This window comes from Flectobacillus major DSM 103, from assembly GCF_000427405.1.
Taxonomy (GTDB): domain Bacteria; phylum Bacteroidota; class Bacteroidia; order Cytophagales; family Spirosomataceae; genus Flectobacillus; species Flectobacillus major.
In genome coordinates this window covers 2,624,946-2,644,460 of the sequence record NZ_KE386491.1, presented here as the reverse complement: position 1 = coordinate 2,644,460, position 19,515 = coordinate 2,624,946, and the positions used below count along the sequence as shown (strand labels likewise).

19 protein-coding genes are annotated in these 19,515 nt (G+C 34.2%); 14 read left to right on the top strand and 5 right to left on the bottom strand.

Annotation, left to right across the window (positions count from 1 at the left end):
• The first annotated feature begins 47 nt into the window (after positions 1 to 47).
• From FLEMA_RS0118360 to FLEMA_RS0118330, 5 genes are read left to right on the top strand one after another with little or no spacing between them, the layout of a single operon-like run.
• Complete coding sequence (locus FLEMA_RS0118360) at positions 48 to 1,922, top strand: tetratricopeptide repeat-containing sensor histidine kinase (RefSeq protein WP_044171705.1); 1,875 nt, start codon at positions 48 to 50, stop codon at positions 1,920 to 1,922.
• Positions 1,912 to 2,667 (top strand): LytR/AlgR family response regulator transcription factor, encoded by a 756-nt coding sequence (locus FLEMA_RS0118355; protein WP_026997755.1) that lies wholly within the window; start codon positions 1,912 to 1,914, stop codon positions 2,665 to 2,667. Before FLEMA_RS0118360 ends, FLEMA_RS0118355 begins: the two co-directional genes overlap by 11 nt.
• 45 nt (positions 2,668 to 2,712) lie before the next feature.
• Positions 2,713 to 3,600 carry a DUF6734 family protein gene (locus FLEMA_RS0118350; RefSeq protein ID WP_026995855.1) on the top strand — a complete coding sequence of 296 codons (888 nt, stop codon included), beginning with the start codon at positions 2,713 to 2,715 and terminating at the stop codon, positions 3,598 to 3,600.
• Positions 3,601 to 3,605: 5 nt separating this feature from the next.
• On the top strand, positions 3,606 to 4,493 hold the full coding sequence (locus FLEMA_RS0118340) for a DUF6734 family protein (RefSeq protein ID WP_044171703.1): 888 nt from the start codon (positions 3,606 to 3,608) through the stop codon (positions 4,491 to 4,493).
• Between the two features lie 9 nt (positions 4,494 to 4,502).
• Positions 4,503 to 6,350 (top strand): glycoside hydrolase family protein, encoded by a 1,848-nt coding sequence (locus FLEMA_RS0118330; protein WP_044171701.1) that lies wholly within the window; start codon positions 4,503 to 4,505, stop codon positions 6,348 to 6,350.
• A 123-nt stretch (positions 6,351 to 6,473) separates the two neighbouring features.
• Here FLEMA_RS0118330 and FLEMA_RS69045 read toward each other — a convergent pair whose 3' ends face one another.
• From FLEMA_RS69045 to FLEMA_RS69020, 5 genes are all read right to left on the bottom strand, one after another.
• Positions 6,474 to 7,712 carry a hypothetical protein gene (locus tag FLEMA_RS69045; protein ID WP_144080098.1) on the bottom strand — a complete coding sequence of 413 codons (1,239 nt, stop codon included), beginning with the start codon at positions 7,710 to 7,712 and terminating at the stop codon, positions 6,474 to 6,476.
• 15 nt (positions 7,713 to 7,727) lie between these two features.
• A complete protein-coding gene (locus tag FLEMA_RS69040) occupies positions 7,728 to 8,087 on the bottom strand; it encodes a hypothetical protein (protein WP_044171697.1) in 360 nt (119 codons plus the stop codon).
• Positions 8,088 to 9,037: 950 nt separating this feature from the next.
• Positions 9,038 to 9,490, bottom strand: coding sequence for a transcriptional regulator (locus FLEMA_RS76130; RefSeq protein WP_052354089.1), 453 nt, complete (start codon positions 9,488 to 9,490; stop codon positions 9,038 to 9,040).
• A gap of 54 nt (positions 9,491 to 9,544) precedes the next feature.
• Positions 9,545 to 9,871: a hypothetical protein gene (locus FLEMA_RS69025; protein ID WP_044171693.1), complete on the bottom strand. Its 327-nt coding sequence runs from the start codon at positions 9,869 to 9,871 to the stop codon at positions 9,545 to 9,547.
• A 402-nt stretch (positions 9,872 to 10,273) separates the two neighbouring features.
• Complete coding sequence (locus FLEMA_RS69020) at positions 10,274 to 10,846, bottom strand: hypothetical protein (RefSeq protein WP_044171691.1); 573 nt, start codon at positions 10,844 to 10,846, stop codon at positions 10,274 to 10,276.
• 281 nt (positions 10,847 to 11,127) lie between these two features.
• Here FLEMA_RS69020 and FLEMA_RS0118210 point away from each other — a divergent pair, with 281 nt between their 5' ends.
• From FLEMA_RS0118210 to FLEMA_RS69005, 9 genes are all read left to right on the top strand, one after another.
• The gene (locus FLEMA_RS0118210) at positions 11,128 to 11,442 is read left to right on the top strand and encodes a hypothetical protein (RefSeq protein ID WP_026995849.1); all 315 of its coding nucleotides are present in this window, start codon (positions 11,128 to 11,130) and stop codon (positions 11,440 to 11,442) included.
• Between the two features lie 58 nt (positions 11,443 to 11,500).
• A complete protein-coding gene (locus FLEMA_RS0118205) occupies positions 11,501 to 11,809 on the top strand; it encodes a C2H2-type zinc finger protein (RefSeq protein ID WP_026995848.1) in 309 nt (102 codons plus the stop codon).
• 368 nt (positions 11,810 to 12,177) lie between these two features.
• A complete protein-coding gene (locus FLEMA_RS0118190; protein WP_044171689.1) occupies positions 12,178 to 13,560 on the top strand; it encodes a helix-turn-helix domain-containing protein in 1,383 nt (460 codons plus the stop codon).
• On the top strand, positions 13,533 to 13,787 hold the full coding sequence (locus FLEMA_RS69015; RefSeq protein WP_044171687.1) for a hypothetical protein: 255 nt from the start codon (positions 13,533 to 13,535) through the stop codon (positions 13,785 to 13,787). The genes FLEMA_RS0118190 and FLEMA_RS69015 overlap by 28 nt, the downstream gene beginning before the upstream one ends.
• Positions 13,788 to 13,873: 86 nt before the next feature.
• Entirely contained in the window at positions 13,874 to 14,158 is a 285-nt protein-coding gene (locus FLEMA_RS69010) for a hypothetical protein (protein ID WP_044171685.1), read from the top strand.
• A 30-nt stretch (positions 14,159 to 14,188) separates the two neighbouring features.
• Complete coding sequence (locus FLEMA_RS0118165; RefSeq protein ID WP_026995845.1) at positions 14,189 to 14,464, top strand: hypothetical protein; 276 nt, start codon at positions 14,189 to 14,191, stop codon at positions 14,462 to 14,464.
• 13 nt (positions 14,465 to 14,477) lie between these two features.
• Entirely contained in the window at positions 14,478 to 15,695 is a 1,218-nt protein-coding gene (locus FLEMA_RS77125) for a DNA cytosine methyltransferase (protein ID WP_026995844.1), read from the top strand.
• A gap of 159 nt (positions 15,696 to 15,854) precedes the next feature.
• Complete coding sequence (locus FLEMA_RS0118150) at positions 15,855 to 17,114, top strand: DNA cytosine methyltransferase (RefSeq protein ID WP_026995843.1); 1,260 nt, start codon at positions 15,855 to 15,857, stop codon at positions 17,112 to 17,114.
• Entirely contained in the window at positions 17,099 to 19,501 is a 2,403-nt protein-coding gene (locus tag FLEMA_RS69005; RefSeq protein WP_044171679.1) for a sensor histidine kinase, read from the top strand. Before FLEMA_RS0118150 ends, FLEMA_RS69005 begins: the two co-directional genes overlap by 16 nt.
• The last annotated feature ends 14 nt before the right edge of the window (positions 19,502 to 19,515 follow it).

Sequence of the window (19,515 nt, the reverse complement as noted above, 5' to 3'; positions counted from 1 at the left end):
TTGGTCTAAGTCATTAGATTTGTAGCTGGTACTCAAAAACACACACAATGAAAATATTTGCCTTTTTAATTTTTTTGTTTTTAGTAGGTTCTTGTAAAAAAATAAATGACGACAAAGTAGAAACAGAATCTTATTCGAGACTTATTTTTATCGAATCTTCGCTTAAAGAGGCAAAACTCAGTAAGGTTAAATCTCAATTAGATTCTATGGAAAAATGTTGTTATGAAAATTTTTCACCGACAGAAAAAGCATATTTCCATTATCTGTATTCAAATTATTTTAGTCAAAAACACGACGAAAGAGCAGAACAAGAAATAACAAAAAGTCAGTTGTGGGCTAATACTGTAAAAAACCAAGAAATAAAAGTCAAGATTTTGATAGCCCAAAGCTATTTGTACATTTATAAGGACAAATTGGATGAAGCATACAAATGTATTTTGAAAGCAAAAGCCATAGAAGATGCTACAAACACAGGGCATCTTGCTAATATTTATTCGATAATGGGAATGATAAATTTTGAGATGCAAAACTTCAATAATGCACTTAGTTATTATTTCAAATGTATTTTGTACTCAAAAAAAGATAATTATAGTACATTGAGTGTATCGCATTATTATTTAGCACTTTGTTACATTAACCAAAAAAAATATCCTCAAGCCCTTAGTAATGCTCAAAAAGCACTTTATTTTGCCCAAAAAAGCGGTGTAGCAGAAAGAATTCATATTTCATACATTGCTATTGCAGGAGTATTCACAGAGATGAAAAAAGCAGATAGTGCTTTATACTATTTTCAACTTGATGGTCGGTATTTAGCAACCCAAAAAATGCTCAATAACCTTGAGAAAGCTAGATTATATAGCAATATTGGCGAAACATATATAAGTCTTAATAAAATAGATAAAGCAATTTCTTATTTAAAGCGTAGTGAAGCTATTTGTCGAAAAAATAAAATTGATGATATAGAATGGGATGATATTCGATATGGGTATTCTCTTGGTTTGGAAAAGAGCTATCTAAGAAAAAAATTATACAAGCTAGCTTATTTCTATAATAAAAATGCTGTTGATTTTCTTTATAAGAGACAAACGAAAGAACATGATTTAAAGGTAAGAGAGTTGGAAGGGAAGTATAATGTAGAAAAAAAACAGAATGCAATAAATAAATTACAAACACAGCTAACATTCAAAAATAAAATTGTAGAACAGCAATACATTATTTTAGGGGTTGTGATATTGTTGGGAATAAGTGGGGTATTATTATTGTCTCTGTTGGTAAAAAGAAGAAAATTAAAATCAGAAAAAGAACATCTTGAATTAGAACAACGATTATTGCTTTCACAAATGAATCCTCACTTTATGTTTAATGCCTTGAGTGCAATACAAAAGGAGATTCTTTTGGGAAATACTAAAATAGCTAATCGTTATCTGACAAAATACGCTGATTTAACAAGATTAATTTTAGAAAATTCGAGGCAAAAGTCTATTAATATTGAAGATGAATTGTCCATTTTAGAACATTATCTATCCCTTCAAAAAATTAGGTATACAGATAAATTCGATTATACAATCGAGTACCCTCCAGAGTTGAAGAAATCATTGGTATCTATTCCTCCTATGCTAATTCAACCCTTTATTGAAAACTCCCTTGAACATGGTTTTTCAAGTATTAAATATAAAGGCTTTTTAAAAGTAAGTTTTCAAAAGCAAGGGGCTCAACTTATTTGTACGATTGATGATAATGGACGAGGTGAGCAATCAACCAAACAAACTACAAAGTTTTCTCATTCTACCGAAATTGTTAAAGAAAGATTAAAATTATTATCAAAAGAAACAGGTGTGCCTTCCTCTTTGAATATTACTAAAAGAGAAAGTCCCAATTTAGGCTTTTATGTCGCTATAACCATTCCTTTACATGACTCATAAACCTCTCCGTGTGTTAATTGTTGACGATGAAGAGTCAATACGTATCATAACTAAGACTTATCTCGCCGAGCGAACAGATATTTTACTAATAGGAGAATGCGAAAATGTTCCTGATGCTAAAGTAATGCTAAAAAAAAATCAGGTTGATTTGCTTTTGTTAGATATAAGATTGGGTGATAAAACGGGCTTCGATTTGTTAGCTGATTTTCCAGATTTTTCTTTTAAAGTTATTTTTATTACAGCTTATGACCAATATGCACTGAAGGCATTGAAAGTAGGAGTATTGGATTATTTATTAAAACCAATTGGCGAAGATGATTTCCATTTGGCTATTGATAAAGTTAGACAAAAACTGGTGTCTAAAGAGCAGTATCGGGTAGCAGCAGAACATTTGCAGCATAAGCCCCAAAGAATAACTATTAATACAAGGGAAGGATTACATATATTATGGTTGGAAGAAATCATGTATTGTGAGGCAGATGGGGGTTACACTACTTTTTTTTTAAATGACGGAAGTAAACCTATTGTGTCAAAACCTCTTAAAGAATATGAAATGCTCTTGCCAGAAACGACTTTTTTAAGAGTTCATCAGTCATTCATTGTGAATATTAATTTTGTTACCCTCTTTAAAAAAGAAAATTGTTCAATTATACTTAAACATAAATTAACAGGGTATACCAAAGAAATCCCCGTTTCAACCCGTAAAAGAGAAGAAATTATTAATCTATTAAGTGGGCTAAAATAATAACTAAGTGTTACAATGTGATCACCCAATGAACCTGCTATAAAAATGAAAATTATTCACAGTTTTTGGTCTAAACCAAGTTTGGATAAGAGTATTGAACGCTTTGAAGATAGAAAAATGGGCGGTTGGTTAGACAAAAAATATAATTACATGAGTTGGGCATTAAGTTGTCTTCAATTTAAAAAACATTACGGCTTTATAGAGTTAGTTACTGATAAGGAAGGCAAAAAATTATTTATCGATAAACTCAATCTTCCTTATGATAGTATTAGGGTTGAGTTAGATATTTATAATAATTATCACCCAGATTTATGGGCAATTTCAAAACTGCATAGTTATACATTACAAAATGAGCCATTTCTTCATGTTGACGGTGATGTATATATTTGGAAAACATTAGATGACATTAATAACAAGCCTTTAATAGCTCAAAATGAAGATATTGGCTTTGAATATTATACAACCGTTTGGAATGATATTATATCAAATTTTGAATATATACCAACCTACATGACAAGTGACTATCAACGACAACCAATCATCCATTCGTGTAATGCTGGGGTTTTTGGAGGTAGTGATATAAGCTTTTTGAAAGAGTTTGCTTTTGAGGCTTTCGATTTTTTAGAAAAAAATAAGGCTTATTATAATAAAGTTAATTTAGGTAGTACTGTGCTTATCTATGAGCAATATTTATTTTCGTGTTTGGCAAGAGCTATGAATAAAAAAGTTTCTTTTTTATTCGATTCAATGACATCTTCTTACGATAAAATAACTCAATTTGCTTCTATTCCGAATCGTAGACATTATGTTCATGCAGTAGGAAATGCTAAAAAGAAGTTTGTTGCTTGCGAGAACTTAGCCAATCGACTGTTGTTTGAATATCCAGATTTTTATTACAATATTTTAGAGTTGATTGAAAAGAATGAAATTTAATTCCCATGAAAATTATACAAAGTTATTGGACAAAACCTTTTTATACGAAAGAACTGAGTAGCTGGGAAGGACGAAAAATGGGTGGCTGGCGACATCGTAAGTATTATTATATGAGTTGGGCATTAAGCTGTTTGTTATTGAATAAATATTTTGGAAATACAGAGTTAATAACCGACGTAAAAGGGAAGAGAGTACTTATTGATATTTTAGAACTGCCATATTCCTCTGTTAAAGTAGAATTAGATTGTCTTAATAATTACCATGAAGATTTGTGGGCATTAGGGAAAATATACAGTTATGGTTTACAAAAAGAACCATTTTTGCATTTTGATAGTGACGTTTTTATTTGGAAAAAATTTGACTCTTCTATTTTAGAGGCTCCTCTTGTAGCTCAAAATATAGAGATAGATTTTGACTACGATAAGGTTATATTATCAGAAATTTTAGAACATTTTGAATACCTCCCAGAGCCAATATCAAAGACGTTTCCTCAACCATTAATTTCTTCAAATGCAGGTATTATAGGGGGGCATGACACTTTGTTTTTTGAGGAATATTCCAAATTAGCTTTTACTTTTATCAATAAAAATATCCAACAATTACCTTTGGTTAATATTGGCTTGTCAAATGTTATATTTGAACAGTATTTGTTTACCTGTTTTTCTAGGGAAAAAAAAATAAATATTACTTATCTTTTTCAGAATATCGGAAATTTATATCGTAAGTACTTATGTGACTTTCAGGGAGTATCATATAGAACTTCGTATATTCATATAATAGGCCCTTACAAGAAAGAAACCGATTCAGAAAACTGGCTTGAATCTCGTTTACTGTTAGAATTCCCTACCTATTACTATCATATCTTAGCATTAATTCAAAGTGGAGATTTATAATAAAAAATTATGGAACGTAACCAAAAATATTGGGAGGTTATTAATCAAACGCTACCTATTTACTTAGAGGAAAACAGATCAAAGATTAATGATATTAATAAACAAAACTATATCGAAATAACAGACGATATCTTGCTATTATTAGCAATACATAAAAACTCTAGCGATGTCGAAGTTCAATTAAGAAGCTTGTGCGAGAAACTACAACGAATTGAAGCCGAAATACCCCATACTTATTGTTTGTTTACTGGTAGGGGAAGAGTAATCTATACTTATTTAAAAGTTTACGAAGAATTACTTGATAAGCAGTATCTTAATTATGCCAACACTTTTATATCGAAATCCAAAGTAGTAGATTACATAACCAATTCTCAACGCTCTAACTGTCTGCTTAAAGGTAGAATAGGAGTATTACTAATATTACAGTATTTGCATAAGTTCAGCCCAGAATTAGCATTAGAAGGTATTATTTATTCAACTTTTGATATAGTAATTCAGAATCTAATAGTCGATAAGTCTGGTATAACAAGTTTTTATCCAGATGCCAATAAAGGTTCTCTAACAGGTTTGGGAAGTGGAAATGCAGGCTTAATATGGGCCTTTAACCTTTTATCATCAAAGATGTATCGAATGTCAGACGATACAATGTTGAAGGCTTTATTAGCTTCATTAGAAGGACAATGGAATAAAAAAGAGCTATGTTGGAATGATAATTTGTTGAAAATATCTACAACAGAAGAACATTTCAAATTAATTGAACACTTTAATGCAGGCCATATTCATTTGTTTAAACAGCCTCAAGTAAACACAAGTTTTTGGGAAGGCTCTTTAGGAATTTGTATTTCACTTACTAATTATATCTTGAGCTCAGACACTCAAAATAAGGAATTAGTACATAAAATAGAGCTATGTTTGACAAAGATTGAAAGGAAAGAAAGTGATACTTATTATATAAATAATATGAAGGAATTATGCTATTTATATGGTAAGCTCTACAAAATAACTGGAGATGTAAAATATGAACGAAAAATTATAAGTTTGTTGGACACAGTAGGCTTAACAATACCGCTAAAATTGTCTTTGTTACTCTGCCTCACTAATGACTATGATGTCAATAAGTTAGAGGTACTCCCCAACATTAACTTAACCAATTGCCTGCCCGAAAATCTTGAAAATCGTATGCAAAAATCTTTAGTTATGCGATATTATCCGCAAACTTTGTTTTTTTTAGAGCATCTTGAGGAAAACTATTTTGATAATCATCTGATGCAAAATAGTATCATTTACAATCAAACTTTCTTCAAAAAATTTGAGAATATATTAAAGAAATGTAGCCTTTTTAAAACTCATCGAAACCAAAGAATACTTAAAAATTCTTTGAAATTTGAACAATTTAATAGGAAATGTATTGCCAAACATACCAGCAAGATTTTCTTGAAAATAGAAGAGATTGTGCAATTTTCTTTGACAAACCATTTACTTAATTTAAAAGAATCAGATTTGCTAGAAAAACAGTTTGCGATTGCTGATAATGTATATTTGTTTGAATCTAAATGGGAGTGGTGGAAGATTAATAGAAAGCCCCTAAATGAAATTCTCTTAATACCATCTTCTAGTTATTATGGCGTAATAAAAGTAAAACCCAATAATGAGCAAAAGGTAGTTTTAGGACTTTCAGAAAATCAATTGATTTTTTTAGAATCATTTTATGAAAAAATGTCAATCAAAGATGTAAAAGAAACGTTTCTAAATAATTTTGAAATTCAAACTGAAATGGAGAAAAATAAGCTTTTAGTTTTTATGGATGAAACTCTTGAACAATTTATTTTCAATGGCCTTATTGTACTGGTAGAGTAAAACGGCAACGAGCCTTTAGGCCTTACTTTGACTAATAATCGAAACAGATTATTGCTAATTTGGCTAGAACTAATCAAGGCCAAGAATTGGAGGTATTTGACCTTGATTAGTTAAATCAGATATTTACAAAATCTTCTTGGTGCCACCAAATGAAGACACTAAATTTAAAAAGCTAATCACATTACCACCTTTTGAGATTGTTCCATCAAAATCTCTACCAAAAGCAAAGGTTAAAGAAAGCGTTTTGTTTATTTCGTATGTTGCATTTAGTGTTAAACGCCATGATGCTGGAATACTATTTTGAAGTGTCTGATTCCCTATAATTGCCCTATGTATTGCTTCTGAACTGAGCGAAATTTTGTTTTCAAAATCAGTGAAAGTAAATCTTAAACCATAGTCAAAAGTATCAAATGTCTCTTTTTTTATGACATTTTTTTCATCTGCAAACGCCTTTTCAGGATTATGTAAATATCGGGCTATCCCTAACAATGAGATTTTTTCATTCTCATACCCTGAAACAACCCAAACTCCTGCCTTTGATACTTTCGATGTGTTTGTTTGATAGTTTGGGTATTCCCAAACTATTCCGGACCCGACATCAAGTTTAAAACCAACTCTTGCAAAAATTAGGTTATTCAAATTTGACTCCATTCTTTTGTAGATACTAATAGAATCCCCATCATAAATACCATTGTCTTCTTTTAGTTTAAGAATTTTATAATCAAGATCGCTAATATCGTTGTTAAGCTCCTCTGGAACACTCATACTTTTTGATAAAAGGTCTAATTTCGTATTTTTCAAATTTTCCAATTGTTTCTTATATTTTTGGTAATCTTTATTTTTCCCTAAAATCTTCGTTTCTATTATCTCATTAGAAAAGTGCTCTGCTAATAGGTCTAAATAGCGGTAAACTTTCCTTACATTTGGACTGCCCCTAAAAATAGAAAATTTTAGCCCAACGCCAAGGTTCGAGCCTAGGGCTTTATCTATTGAGTCTTTTTTGTAAGCAACAGAAACAACCATACTTTGAATAATATTTGATTTTAAATCCGTTTTCGTTGCAAATTTTTTAAGACTGTCTTGCTTTCCAAAAAGCCATTTTGGAGCAAAATCAAGAGCAAAACTTTGAGGAACAGCACTGAAATTATTGGCTAGATTTTGAACTTGAAGTAGTAATGCCTTTGGGTCAGAAGGTTTAACAATATCATTTGGAGAAATTCCAATAAGGGATGCTCCTGGCGATGAAGGCGGTTGTAAAATATTGATGTCTACAGTAGTAGTAGCTTTTTTATCGTTTTGTGCTACTGAAATCAAGTTAGAGCAGCAAAGCAGACATATTGTTAATATTGTTGAAGTTTTCATGATATAGATGATTATTTAAGAGAAAAAAACAACAGTGAATTTGAAAATACCTCTTTCTCCATTGTCAACTTTTAGCACTGCACTTTCCCATTGTTTGATTTTCTCTCCTTGCTTTATGTCATAGTTTACAAATAGAATGTTTTGATTTTCCTCAGGGTTATCTTGAACTACCGAAAGCACTACCAATTCTTTCAAGTGAAGATTTCCTCCGTGACCAAGATTGATAGAAAAGCTATCATGTTTGATAATGCCTTGTGAAGGCTTGATAGATACATTGGATGAAGCAGGATGATCATTTCCTATACTTACTATCAGTATAACCTCTGTTTCATCATCGAGTAGCTTAAATTCTGTGTTAATAGGAGCTGCAATCATTGGTTTGTAGATTTTTTAGGTTAAAAGATGAAATTAATTTACCTAATTAAATATAGATGTGTTCTTAAATCTTATTATGTGGTAAGTGTCTGATAATCAGTACTTGGATAGCTTTGATTAGTAGAGTGTAAAACCTATTTTTACAAGTTTTACATAATAATTATTAGATGAAATAGTGGACTGAATTTAATTTTATGTCGAGGGGAAATTGCTTTTCTTTTAGCATTTAGCTTTTGCAGTAGTGCATAAAAAACAGGATTAACAAGGCAGGACTTTAATCTTTTAATAGGGGAAACGGTACGTGACCTACAAGCGTAATCAGGGCATTGCATTTACCAACTGACTTTGAAATGGACTTCATGTAGAGTCTTTTAGATATTCGCCACAACCAAAAGTGGAAACTTCCACCAGGGCTTTTGTCTTCAACAATAAATATACTTACTTTCTCAGCTCCAAAATCACCCTTCATTCATCAGCCTCCAACGAACGATCAGTTTTAAGACCCAAGTACTACTTTCAGAGCTTCTTTACTCCAGTCTTTTCCATCTAAACCTTTCACGATGGTCTTTTTTTATGCGGCCTTGATATTTAATCTTGATAGTAAAAACCTGTACGACAATAAATAATAATAACGTCGGCTACTTCCTGAGCAGCTTTGTTTTGAACAGATGGGCTTTGAGTCTTTCAAATGGTTCGTTAGTCAAGAAAACGAGTGGCTTTTGTTTGTCTATTGGGCTGAACCTCGTGTCATCCCCAAAAATAACAAATTGAACTAGAAGGAGAAAAATAGATATAAAAGCAAAAAGCCTGTCTTGTGGGACAGGCTTTTTTGCTTTTTGGTAGAGAGCGAGGGATTCTCACTTTTGACCTAAAGTCTCATATAAATCAACCTATTAGCTATTAAGCTAACATCCTGCCACCGAAAGTGCCACCTGAATAGAGCAAAAAAATTAGGCTTTAATAGCCATAATTTTTTTTTCCTCAAACATTGGAAATAACATTATAATGTTACTCCCAGCACTTGGTCGTATCGGAGCAGGATTAAACTTTCCCAGCATTTGTTTTTGAATCGAAATGGTGTACCTCGCATCACTGAGTGAAAGTTGAAGTTCTTCAATTCGACTTTCGTAGCTTTCTTTTAGTGTTTGCCAAAGCGTTGGTTCTACAGCTACTTTTTCAGTTTCCTTGAACATATCTCCTTCTCCTCTTAGTAACCAACTAGGGTTTATTTGGGGATAGGTTTCTAAAGTACTAGTCAATAATTTAAAACCAGGTTCATTTTCGCCATTGGTTACTCTTGTTATTGCTGTTGTACTTATCCCTATGCTTTTAGCAAAGGAATTGTTATTCATTTTTAAGGCTTTTATTAAAGCCTCAAATCTTTGGCTTATTGTTGTTTCCATAATACTTACAGTAAAGATTAAAATAATCTCAAAAGCTAATTTAAAAGATAGTAACTATGCCACTGGGGTGGGGAAGTCATAACTATCAAGTAATTGTTTTTGTATTTCTATTGTGTATCTTAATTCTTCTAAATGTCCTTTATAATCCTCAAGAGCTTTATTTCTATAAATATCACCTTCTCCACGCAACAACCATTCTGCACTAACCCTAGGATATTTTGATAAGATATTGGTAAGAATGTCAAAACTAGGTTTGCCTTTATGATTGATTATCTTTTTTATTTCCATAGGATTTGCATAAATACTCTTTGCAAAGGAGTTAGAATCAAGTTCTAAGGTACTAATAAGATTTTCGAATCTTTGTGCTATGGTATTTGTCATAATTTGTCCTAGTTGTCAGTATGATATTCCTATACATTTGAATTCAAATCAAAAACGCCAACCAAAGAAGCATACGCTCAATACTTTAAAATTCTCATTATGAAATCAGAGTTTGAAAATTCTAAATTATCCTATTCTCCCTTTTACTGGTTTATTTTGGGAGTTTCCATTGGTGTAGATTTTATATTTATTGTTTTGCTTTTGCTAAAGCTTTATATCAATTAGTGCTTTTATAATGAGTCTTTCAAAAGTAGTTATTTAAGTAGTTGAATGTGATAGAATACTAAATTAACAATAGAACAATTATGTTAAGAATATCTAATTTATTACGGCAGTCATATATTTTAAAACCAAACATAACCGAAATGTCTTCATCGAAACGAGAAATAAAACGTAGCTTTTTTATTTACTATCTTTTTTTGTCTTGGTGGGAAATACCACGCTATCGATATTTTTTTCAAGGGTTTGTGGTTGGGATAAACGTTTTTGGTTTTCTAGTGAATCAGATGCAAGCCGTGATTGAATTTGTGAAATCTCTTTTTTTAGCTCAGTAGATTCGTTATTATTCTGGTATCCTTGATACATTTGAAATATTCCAAGAATCGCGGCTATTATCCAACCCATTTGAGCTCCAGTGGCACTCATTTTGTTTAGCTTTAACTTTTCTTGTTCATTTTTTATTTGCTCTTTGTATCCACCACCTATAACAAATGCAAAACCTTTTGGTGTCATACGGTGAACTTTTTGAGTTAGATCATGTAGGTTTCCTATAGGAACCAGATGTCCGTCATTTACAAGCTGATGATGAATTGCTTGTGTGTATCCATAGTCTTTAATGGCTAGTGTTTTTTCACATATCCTGTAAAAATGTTCCAGTTTAGGCCAAATCTGCTCATTATTCTCATCGAAAGGTCCATTATAAAAGTGTTCATAATGTATTTTTAATATTTTGTCGCAGTCGTCGAAAAAAGCCATAGTTGTATAAAACCTTATTGTATTCAAATAACCTTATAATGGGTACAAATTATTAATTACCTAAGGTTATTTATAATAGTGTAAAAAAAAATAATACGCTGATATTTAGGTTGTTATATATTGATTTTAATTTTTTAGTTTAAAAAATTTACTAAATAGTTGAATAATTAAACTATTTAATATAATATTGTGTAACAATAACAACAAAATATACTGTAAATATTACAGAATGTTTTACAAATATCAAATGTTTTTTAGCAAACGGTTTAAAATTTAGCTAAATGGCCACATTAACCACCCTTTATTCACTAAATAGCTATTGCGGCTTTATGAAAGAAAATGCTACTAAAAAGTATCATTTGTTTGAAGCTGAATTAGCCAAAGAAGGTATGATAATGACCTTCTATAACCTTTTGAGAAAAGAACGGGACGGAATCAGAAAGAAGGAAATAGAAGCCTTGAACCTTTTTGAGGTACCCTCGTGGATACGTACTTGTATGGTGCTACACTTGGGGTTTACCCACGAGGACTTTGATAATAATCAAATACCCAACCCTAGTCAAACATATCTGGCATTATGCAATTTTTCTATCTAGCATTCATCTTTTTGCTTTGTGGTACTATGCTTTCATGGAGTAGAAATAATAAATCTAAATGACTAATTTATCTACATTGTCCGAGCTGAGGCAGCTGCTTCAGGAAGGGCTTAATATGCAAATACTGCAACATTCAGATTATACTAAAGTGTCCTTGCAGATGGAGCGATTGGTACGAACTTGCAGGCTAAAAGGGGTAAATATATTTGAGTTTTTGAAAGAGGAACTGCCCAATACTCGCCAAGTGGCGGTTGCCCAACAGGCTATTCATCAATGCCCCGTATGTGGCAAAACCTTTAGTAGCCAAGCAGGGCTAACAGGTCATGGGCCCAACAGGTGCAAAGGTAAAAAAATGTTAATTAGGTAGAGGCAGTAATGAACACTGTATTGCAGGGCTTCATTCTCGAATACTTGGTCAAAAGTATGGCATTCCCTTTTTAGATTCTTGGCGGTACTCTATGGGGAAGGGTGCGGGTTCGAGGCCCGCAGTATTCACAGTTAATTAGGGTTTATTGAGGGCGAATACTATTCTTCCGATGTTGATTGACAGACTCCCTCCCAATGGGAGGGCTGTACTGTATTGGCTTTGCGTATAGCCTATAGCGGTTAAAAATATCTGTTTTGGAAGGGGTTAAATACCTATGGGGTTCGAGTCCCCAACAGAAGCAACGGGAAACAGCGTAATAGTGGCACAAAGCTATGACAAAGCAATGTGCTGCTGTTACATGCAAAACTATGAGAATCGAAAAAACTTTCAAACATCAATTTGGTAAGGTAGTAGAACGCTATTTGGCGTTTGTAAAAGAGCATAACGAGGCTCAAATGGTAACTCGGTCTACGATGTTGCGCGAGCCTCATTTGTCCAAGTTCAAAACCATTGCCAATTTTTATCTAAAAGAGTTCTGGAACCGCATGAACAGCCCCTTGTGGGCCGAGGCTACCAATATGCCTCTGATAACGATTACAAGGGCTGATTTGGCCAATTTGTGCGGCTGTAGCCGTCGAGCTGTTCAAGACCACCTAGCACGCCTAAGCCATTACGGTGTGATTATGCTTGAGGAGTTTGCTGAGGGCAAAATTAACGGCTACCATGTGGCCATCAATCAGTGGTTTTTGCTAGGAATAGAGGAAAGCAAACCCAAAATTCAGAGCTGGAGCGAAAAAGCTACCACGATTTTAAAATCTGCTTACAAAAGCTTTGAACCCCTACCAGTGTGGCAAAGTTCACTTGACTTATTAGTCCCTTTTAGTGAAAACTTATATAATTCATATAGAGCTGAAGATGTGGAAAATCGACCCAACGAAAGACACCAAGAAAATTGCCAAGAAAAACGAGAAACAGCGCAAACCTTGGAAATAAACCAAGAACCTAACCAAGAAAATTTTACCAAGAAAAACACAGGGGCGGCGGCCGTATCCACGGGGGCCGTGGATAGCGAAATAAGCTCGGACGAGCGTTTTGAGGCATACAAACAAGGCAAATTGCATAAACTGCGCTACCAAAACAAGCCAACTCCAGTGAAGGCGATCACCGAAATTGAGAAAGCTCAAATTGTGAGCCGTTTCTGGAGCTATGTCAAGGACGTTTTCTATCCAAATCGCAACTTTACGCCAATCGAAGCAGACATTAAGAAGGTGATTTACAGGGATGTATTTAAGTCATTTGTACCCGAAAAACCGTCAGAAAACACTTTTGAGTTTTGGGAAATCTATAATTTGAGAATGCAATACTGGGCTGACAAAAAGCAAGCTTTTGATGCTCGTAAAGACCGCCAAGCGTACCACCCAACGGCTTATTTCCAAAAAAGCTACGGAAATTCTCAGAAACAAGGCTTTTTGGTAGTATTGGAATGGGACAAAAAGGCTCAAAAATCTCTCAAGGAACTAGAGTTTGAGCGTGAGTTGGAGCGTGCTAAGCTTTCAATGCTTCAATTCCCTGTCACTGGTACCGTGCCGAAAGGGCAAAAGAACAAAATCAAGGATATTACCCAGTTGGCCCAGTACTTTAGCCGTAAGCTCACAGTACGCACCACTAGCGAATATGTACAGAAATTTAATACCTTTTTAACAACTACAAACTTTACAAAACCATGGCAACAACAACCGCTCCACTCGTAAAATGGAAACTTAAATACATTCTTCCAAACGGTGTTTGGTTACCGCTCAAGACATCGAATGATATTATAGTTTTTGGTAAAAACTCCTCTCAGCGCCTTACATCGGCCGCCAAGCTGGTAGGAGGCTTTAAAGACCCATTCGACGATGCTTTTATTTACGAAGTTGGTCAAAATGGGCAAATGATAGCAAAATACGATAAGGATTTAAGACGGTTTATTTTGAAATAAAAATGGGGGGCGGCCTCCCGCGTCAATACTTCATAAAACGGGTCACTACTTAGCAAAACGGGGGGCGGCCCCCGCGTCAATAAACAATGAGAACTCAACGCTTACTAATGCCAATTGAAGTGATAAGAGTCTACAAAAAATTACCACTTCGGCAACGAAAAGCCCTATACCAAATACTCAGGACAGAGCTAGACTATGGGCTAAATCCAGACAATTCCAATATTAGAAAAATGCTACGTGGTGAGCGTTATGTACCAGCCTCAGCCATAAAGTTAATCCGTGATTATTTGGGCATGAATCGCTCGGCTGGCAATATCCAAATGGACATCATGGATATTGTGGGCCTCAAGCCAAAATCACTACAATCGTAAAATCGTTTAAAAGTCAATATTATACTAATCATGGAAATCTTAATTAAAAGTCGGATGCGTATTAGATACGTATCGCAGGAGGGTATTGCCAGTATTGTTTACCTTGAGTATCGGGTAAAGAGCTTTTGGGGCTATACCTGGAAAATCGCAGCACGTTGTATTGGCCTACCCAATGAAAGCTATACTACTACTTTGGGAAGGCTTGAGCGAATCAGGCTTTATAACCGAATGGAACGTAGGCAATTGGTAGGCCGTATGACAGAGCTGTATTGTCGAGACAAAGAATTAGCCATGCGATTGGCTTAACGGGTACAAAAAAATGTCCTATAGAATGATTGAGGGCGTGTTCAAATTGCGAGGAATGAAACACGCCTCATTGTTTAGTGGAATCGGTGGGTTTGACCTTGTGGCTCACCAGATGGGTTGGGAGAATGTATTCCACTGCGAAATAAACCCTTTTTGCCAGCAAGTGCTACAATATTACTGGCCTAACGCAATTCTTTATGACGACATTACAAAAACAGATTTTAGCAAACACCGAGGACAAATCGACATCCTCACGGGTGGATTCCCTTGCCAGCCCTACAGCGTGGCAGGAAAACGAATGGGTAAAGCCGATGAGCGCCACCTGTGGCCACACATGCTTAGAGCAATTCATGAAATCAGACCAACATGGGTTGTGGGCGAAAACGTTCGCGGCATCATTAGTTGGGACAACGGACTGGTATTCGAAGAGGTGCATGCTCAGTTGGAAGCTGAAGGCTACGAAGTACAAGCGTTCGTACTTCCAGCTGCAGGTGTCGACGCTCCGCACCGCCGCGATCGAGTTTGGTTTGTTGCCCACGCCAAGGGCCAGCGAAACGATAGGAGCAAAGGTAGAGAATCCACAATTCGAGAACGGGACGTTTTTCAGGCAGAACAAGGACGGGATCAGGTGGGGACTGAAGCTCAGGGATGTGATAGAAAATGGATTATTACCAACGCCAACGGCTGTACAACGAGATCACCCCGAACGAGTATTGGAGCTGGTGAAAGCTGGAGCAACATCGCTCAACAGTCGAGTGAATGGCGAAGCCAGACCCAACAGCATTTTGGATGCCGTGATGTTTTATGGAATGCTACCAACACCCCGAACCAACAAAGCCACCAACATCAATTTAAACAGTGTGAAGTTGGCCAACCGCAACAAAGGGAATTTGGAAGAAGCACTAGCCCAAATAGTAGTATCATTTCTCCCCACGTCAACGGCATCGGACAACCCTGCCAAGAACACTGGAAAAATGAACCAAGACTCACTACAAAAAAGAGCTTATCAAGTCATTGGGCAACCTTCCCAGTTGAATCCCCGGTTTGTGGCCGAGATGATGGGTTTTCCAGCAGACTGGACAGAGAGACCCTTCTACAAGGAAGAAAAACCAGAAAATCAACATTTAACTACTGGAGAGAAGAATCCATAAAAGCTTACGGCAATTCAATAGTGCCTCAGGTGGTTTGGAGGGTATTTGAAGTGGTTGGATACTTAAACTCTAAAGATTAACACTAAAAAGAGCCAATATTAAATTGATGTTGGTTAATAAATACCAAATAATAAGAAATTTGTAAAGTAAGTTGTAAAAAAAAATGCAAAATTTGCATTTTTTTTGTTCATTTACGACCATTAAAATTACTACATCGAAATTTATCGATTGATACATCCATGAAAAAAAGTTTTAAGTATATAGATTTGTTTGCAGGTGCAGGTGGGCTTTCAGAAGGTTTTATTTCTGAAGAGTTTAGCCCAATTGCCCATGTCGAAAAAGATGCACACGCATGTAAGACGATATTGACAAGAGTTGGTTATCACCATTTGAAAGAGAATAAACGATTGGAAGAATATTTTTCCTATCTGAAGGGAGAGATTACGTATTCAGACTTTATTCAGAAAATTCCTGAAGAACTTATAAGAAGTGTAATAAATAAAGAAATTTCAGAAGAGTCTTTTGAGGAAATTACAACGCAAATAAATGTGGATAAGGTGGATGTAATCATTGGAGGCCCCCCATGTCAAGCGTACTCTGTTGTTGGTAGAGCAAGGGTAAGAGAAGAAGATAAAAGAGTTGCAGATCCAAGGCGTTTTTTGTACAAACAGTACATAAAGTTCATTTTAAAATACCAGCCAAAGATATTTGTTTTTGAAAATGTCCCTGGTATTCTTAATACCAAAGATAAGGATGGGATTAAGTTTATTGAAAAAATAAAGGCTGAGTTTGAAGAGGTAGGTTACACAATTGACTTTCAAATTTTAGATTCTTCCCTTTTTGGCGTTCTACAAAAACGACTCAGAGTAATTATCATTGGTTGGAAAACAGAGCTCCCTTTGAATTACCCTTCTTTTGAGAATGAAAGTATAGATAATTCGAACTGGTTAGTGAAGAGAGATATTTTGGATGATTTACCACAACTGCAAGCTAATCAAAATTGGACAAGTTTTGAGTATGCTGGTACGCCAAGTGACTATTTGATAGATTCTTCTTTACGCTCTAATTTTGATGTGCTGACTCAGCATAATGCAAGGTTTACTAATGAAAACGATAAGGAAATCTATAGAAGAACTATTGCAAAATGGTATGATGAAGGTAAGCGTTTACATTACACCGAGCTACCAGAGGAGTTAAAGACTCAGAAAAATCAGAGTTCGTTCCTGAATAGATTTAGTGTTGTAGAAGGGAATATGCCTTATGCACATACTATGGTGGCTCATATTGCTATTGATGGACATTATTATATTCACCCAGATCCATGCCAATCTAGATCGATTACAGTAAGAGAAGCAGCTAGAATCCAATCTTTTCCTGATAATTACTATTTTGAAGGCTCTCGCTCCTCTGCATTTACTCAAATTGGTAATGCTGTACCTCCATTAATGGCAAAAGTTATTGCAAAAAAAATAAAAGAGATGTTATGGAAAATAAATTAGTCTATTCACAAGCACATTTCATAAGACCTGCAGCCAGACACATCTTAACTATAGGAAAAGGTATCATTAAAGATAACTTGACGGCAATAGGAGAATTAGTTAAAAACTCATACGATGCTGATGCTACAAAAGTTATTATTTCTTTTGAGAAATTAGCTCCTAGTTTAGACAAAATTAAAGCGTTAGAAATTCTTGATACTTTAGAAAAGGATACTTCAAGTGAATCGCTATATGATTTACTTTTAGGTGTTAATAATGAAGATGATTCTTTACTTCTAAATTATAATTTTAAAAAGATTTGGAAGGACATTAAGCCTAGACTGAAGTTAATCCTCACCGACAATGGTAATGGAATGAGCCGTGAAACTATTTTGGGGCATTGGTTAGTACCTTCGACTGACAATAAATTAAAAAAACAAGAAAGTAAGAATGGTAGAAAAGTTCAAGGACGCAAAGGAATAGGCCGGTATGCTGCATCAATTTTGGGTAACGACTTGTTAATGGAAACTCAGGATTCTGAAACAGGAATCAGTACTGTTGTAGTTATAGATTGGAATGAATTTCAAAACCAAAAGTATGAATATTTAGATGAGGTACCTATTCTTATTGAATCTTTTCAACCTACGATTCTTAAATCAGGAACATCCTTAGAAATTACAGGAAGTTCAGAGTGGAGTGATGAAGAGTTTGAAAACTTAGTTCAGTTTCTTCAACGACTATTTTTGTTATCTACGGATGAAGATGATGATATTTTTCATATTTCACTAGAGTTTAAAAATTTTCAACCTGTTATAGGAGGGCAAAAGGTGTCAGAATATAATGTTGATTATTCCAAGGATATTCTTGGGGATATTTTTCATTATAGGATTTCTGGTAACGTCTGTCTTGAAGGTAATAAGGTAATAGCTTATTATAAAATAAAAAATACATTAGAAGAGGATGATAATACTTTAGGAGAAATAGAACAACTGGAGAGAAAGGTTATCCATGAAGTTAATCAGATTGATTATTGTGGCGAGCTAAACTTTGATTTAAAGGTATTTGACCAGGATGATGAAGGTCTAAATAACCTTAAAAGTAAATTTACAATATTAGGTAATTATAAGAACAATCAAATTAGGAAGCTATTAGAAAAGACGGAAGGTATAAGTATATACCGAAATAGATTTCGTATTCGTCCATATGGTGATAATAAATCTTTTGATTGGCTAGGTTTGAATCACAGAAGAATTAATGCACCAACCAAAAAGCTTGGAATCTCTCAGATAAGTGGGATGATAGGTATAGAGAGTGAAGAGAATTCGGGATTAATTGAGAAAGCAACAAGGGAAGGTCTAAAAGAAGATGAAAAATTTGAATCTCTAAAAACGATTATACTATCTGTGATAGTAGAATTAGAGAATGCTCGAAATAGATTTAGAGATAAAAATGGACTACGTTCTCGAAATGTAATTGACACGGAAGTATTAACTGAAAAAATATTTGACTTTACCAAAGTATATAAGAAAGTTGAGGACGAACTTAAAAAAGCAGAGGTAAGTCTTAATGTAATTAAAGACGTTAACCGAGTGATTGAGAGTATTGAATCAAATAAAAAAGCTCAAATTGCTAAAGTAAATGAAGCGTTTCAAAGAAAAGAAGATGAATACAAACAAGCAATTGCAACCTATCAAGTCCAAGCTACATTAGGTAAGATAATTAATGTAGTCCTTCATGAGGGTCGTAATCCATTAACTACTTTGCGGGAACAATCTGCAAATATTAAATCTTGGACGAAATCTATAAAAAAAATCATAACACTTAAACTGGATAAAATAGACGATGACCTAAATCAAAAATTAGATAAAGTAATCGATAGGTCAGAAATTGTAAGAGAGCAATCAATTTCTTTGTTATCACTATTTAGTAAGCTGGCACCAATATCTGTGACAAAGAGAGGAGTGAAAAAGGAAATAGATTTTAATAAAATAGTGAATAATGTGTTTGCAATTTTTGAAACAGAAATGAAGTCCACAGGCATTTCACATGAATTTAATTTAATTGCAAGTAATAAAATTAATGGTTGGGAAGCCGATTTTATGTCTGTGTTTACCAATCTTATTGAGAATAGTATCTATTGGCTAAAATACTCTGAAAATCCTACTAAACATATTTCAGTTACGATAGATAAAGACGATTTTCACACATACATACGTGTAAAAGATAATGGATTAGGTATTCCGGCAAAGGACTTACTTAATGATTCTATCTTTGAACCAGGATTTAGTACAAAACCTAATGGAACTGGTTTAGGACTGACGATAGCTGGAGAGTCAATAAAGCGTAATGGAGGTAAACTCGAAGCTTTACAATTAGATGAAGGCGCCGAATTTGTAATAACAATATAAAATTAATAGTTAAT

Bases quoted from the DNA above. Each gene is read 5' to 3' on its own strand.
- FLEMA_RS0118210 (WP_026995849.1), top strand. From the start codon at position 11,128: ATGGCCACATTAACCACCCTTTATTCACTAAATAGCTATTGCGGCTTT.
- FLEMA_RS69015 (WP_044171687.1), top strand. From the start codon at position 13,533: ATGGCAACAACAACCGCTCCACTCGTAAAATGGAAACTTAAATACATT.
- FLEMA_RS0118360 (WP_044171705.1), top strand. From the start codon at position 48: ATGAAAATATTTGCCTTTTTAATTTTTTTGTTTTTAGTAGGTTCTTGT.
- FLEMA_RS0118150 (WP_026995843.1), top strand. From the start codon at position 15,855: ATGAAAAAAAGTTTTAAGTATATAGATTTGTTTGCAGGTGCAGGTGGG.
- FLEMA_RS0118165 (WP_026995845.1), top strand. From the start codon at position 14,189: ATGGAAATCTTAATTAAAAGTCGGATGCGTATTAGATACGTATCGCAG.
- FLEMA_RS69040 (WP_044171697.1), bottom strand. From the start codon at position 8,087: ATGATTGCAGCTCCTATTAACACAGAATTTAAGCTACTCGATGATGAA.
- FLEMA_RS0118340 (WP_044171703.1), top strand. From the start codon at position 3,606: ATGAAAATTATACAAAGTTATTGGACAAAACCTTTTTATACGAAAGAA.
- FLEMA_RS0118355 (WP_026997755.1), top strand. From the start codon at position 1,912: ATGACTCATAAACCTCTCCGTGTGTTAATTGTTGACGATGAAGAGTCA.
- FLEMA_RS0118205 (WP_026995848.1), top strand. From the start codon at position 11,501: ATGACTAATTTATCTACATTGTCCGAGCTGAGGCAGCTGCTTCAGGAA.
- FLEMA_RS0118330 (WP_044171701.1), top strand. From the start codon at position 4,503: ATGGAACGTAACCAAAAATATTGGGAGGTTATTAATCAAACGCTACCT.
- FLEMA_RS77125 (WP_026995844.1), top strand. From the start codon at position 14,478: ATGTCCTATAGAATGATTGAGGGCGTGTTCAAATTGCGAGGAATGAAA.
- FLEMA_RS0118350 (WP_026995855.1), top strand. From the start codon at position 2,713: ATGAAAATTATTCACAGTTTTTGGTCTAAACCAAGTTTGGATAAGAGT.
- FLEMA_RS69020 (WP_044171691.1), bottom strand. From the start codon at position 10,846: ATGGCTTTTTTCGACGACTGCGACAAAATATTAAAAATACATTATGAA.
- FLEMA_RS69010 (WP_044171685.1), top strand. From the start codon at position 13,874: ATGAGAACTCAACGCTTACTAATGCCAATTGAAGTGATAAGAGTCTAC.
- FLEMA_RS76130 (WP_052354089.1), bottom strand. From the start codon at position 9,490: ATGGAAACAACAATAAGCCAAAGATTTGAGGCTTTAATAAAAGCCTTA.
- FLEMA_RS69025 (WP_044171693.1), bottom strand. From the start codon at position 9,871: ATGACAAATACCATAGCACAAAGATTCGAAAATCTTATTAGTACCTTA.
- FLEMA_RS69045 (WP_144080098.1), bottom strand. From the start codon at position 7,712: ATGAAAACTTCAACAATATTAACAATATGTCTGCTTTGCTGCTCTAAC.
- FLEMA_RS69005 (WP_044171679.1), top strand. From the start codon at position 17,099: ATGGAAAATAAATTAGTCTATTCACAAGCACATTTCATAAGACCTGCA.
- FLEMA_RS0118190 (WP_044171689.1), top strand. From the start codon at position 12,178: ATGAGAATCGAAAAAACTTTCAAACATCAATTTGGTAAGGTAGTAGAA.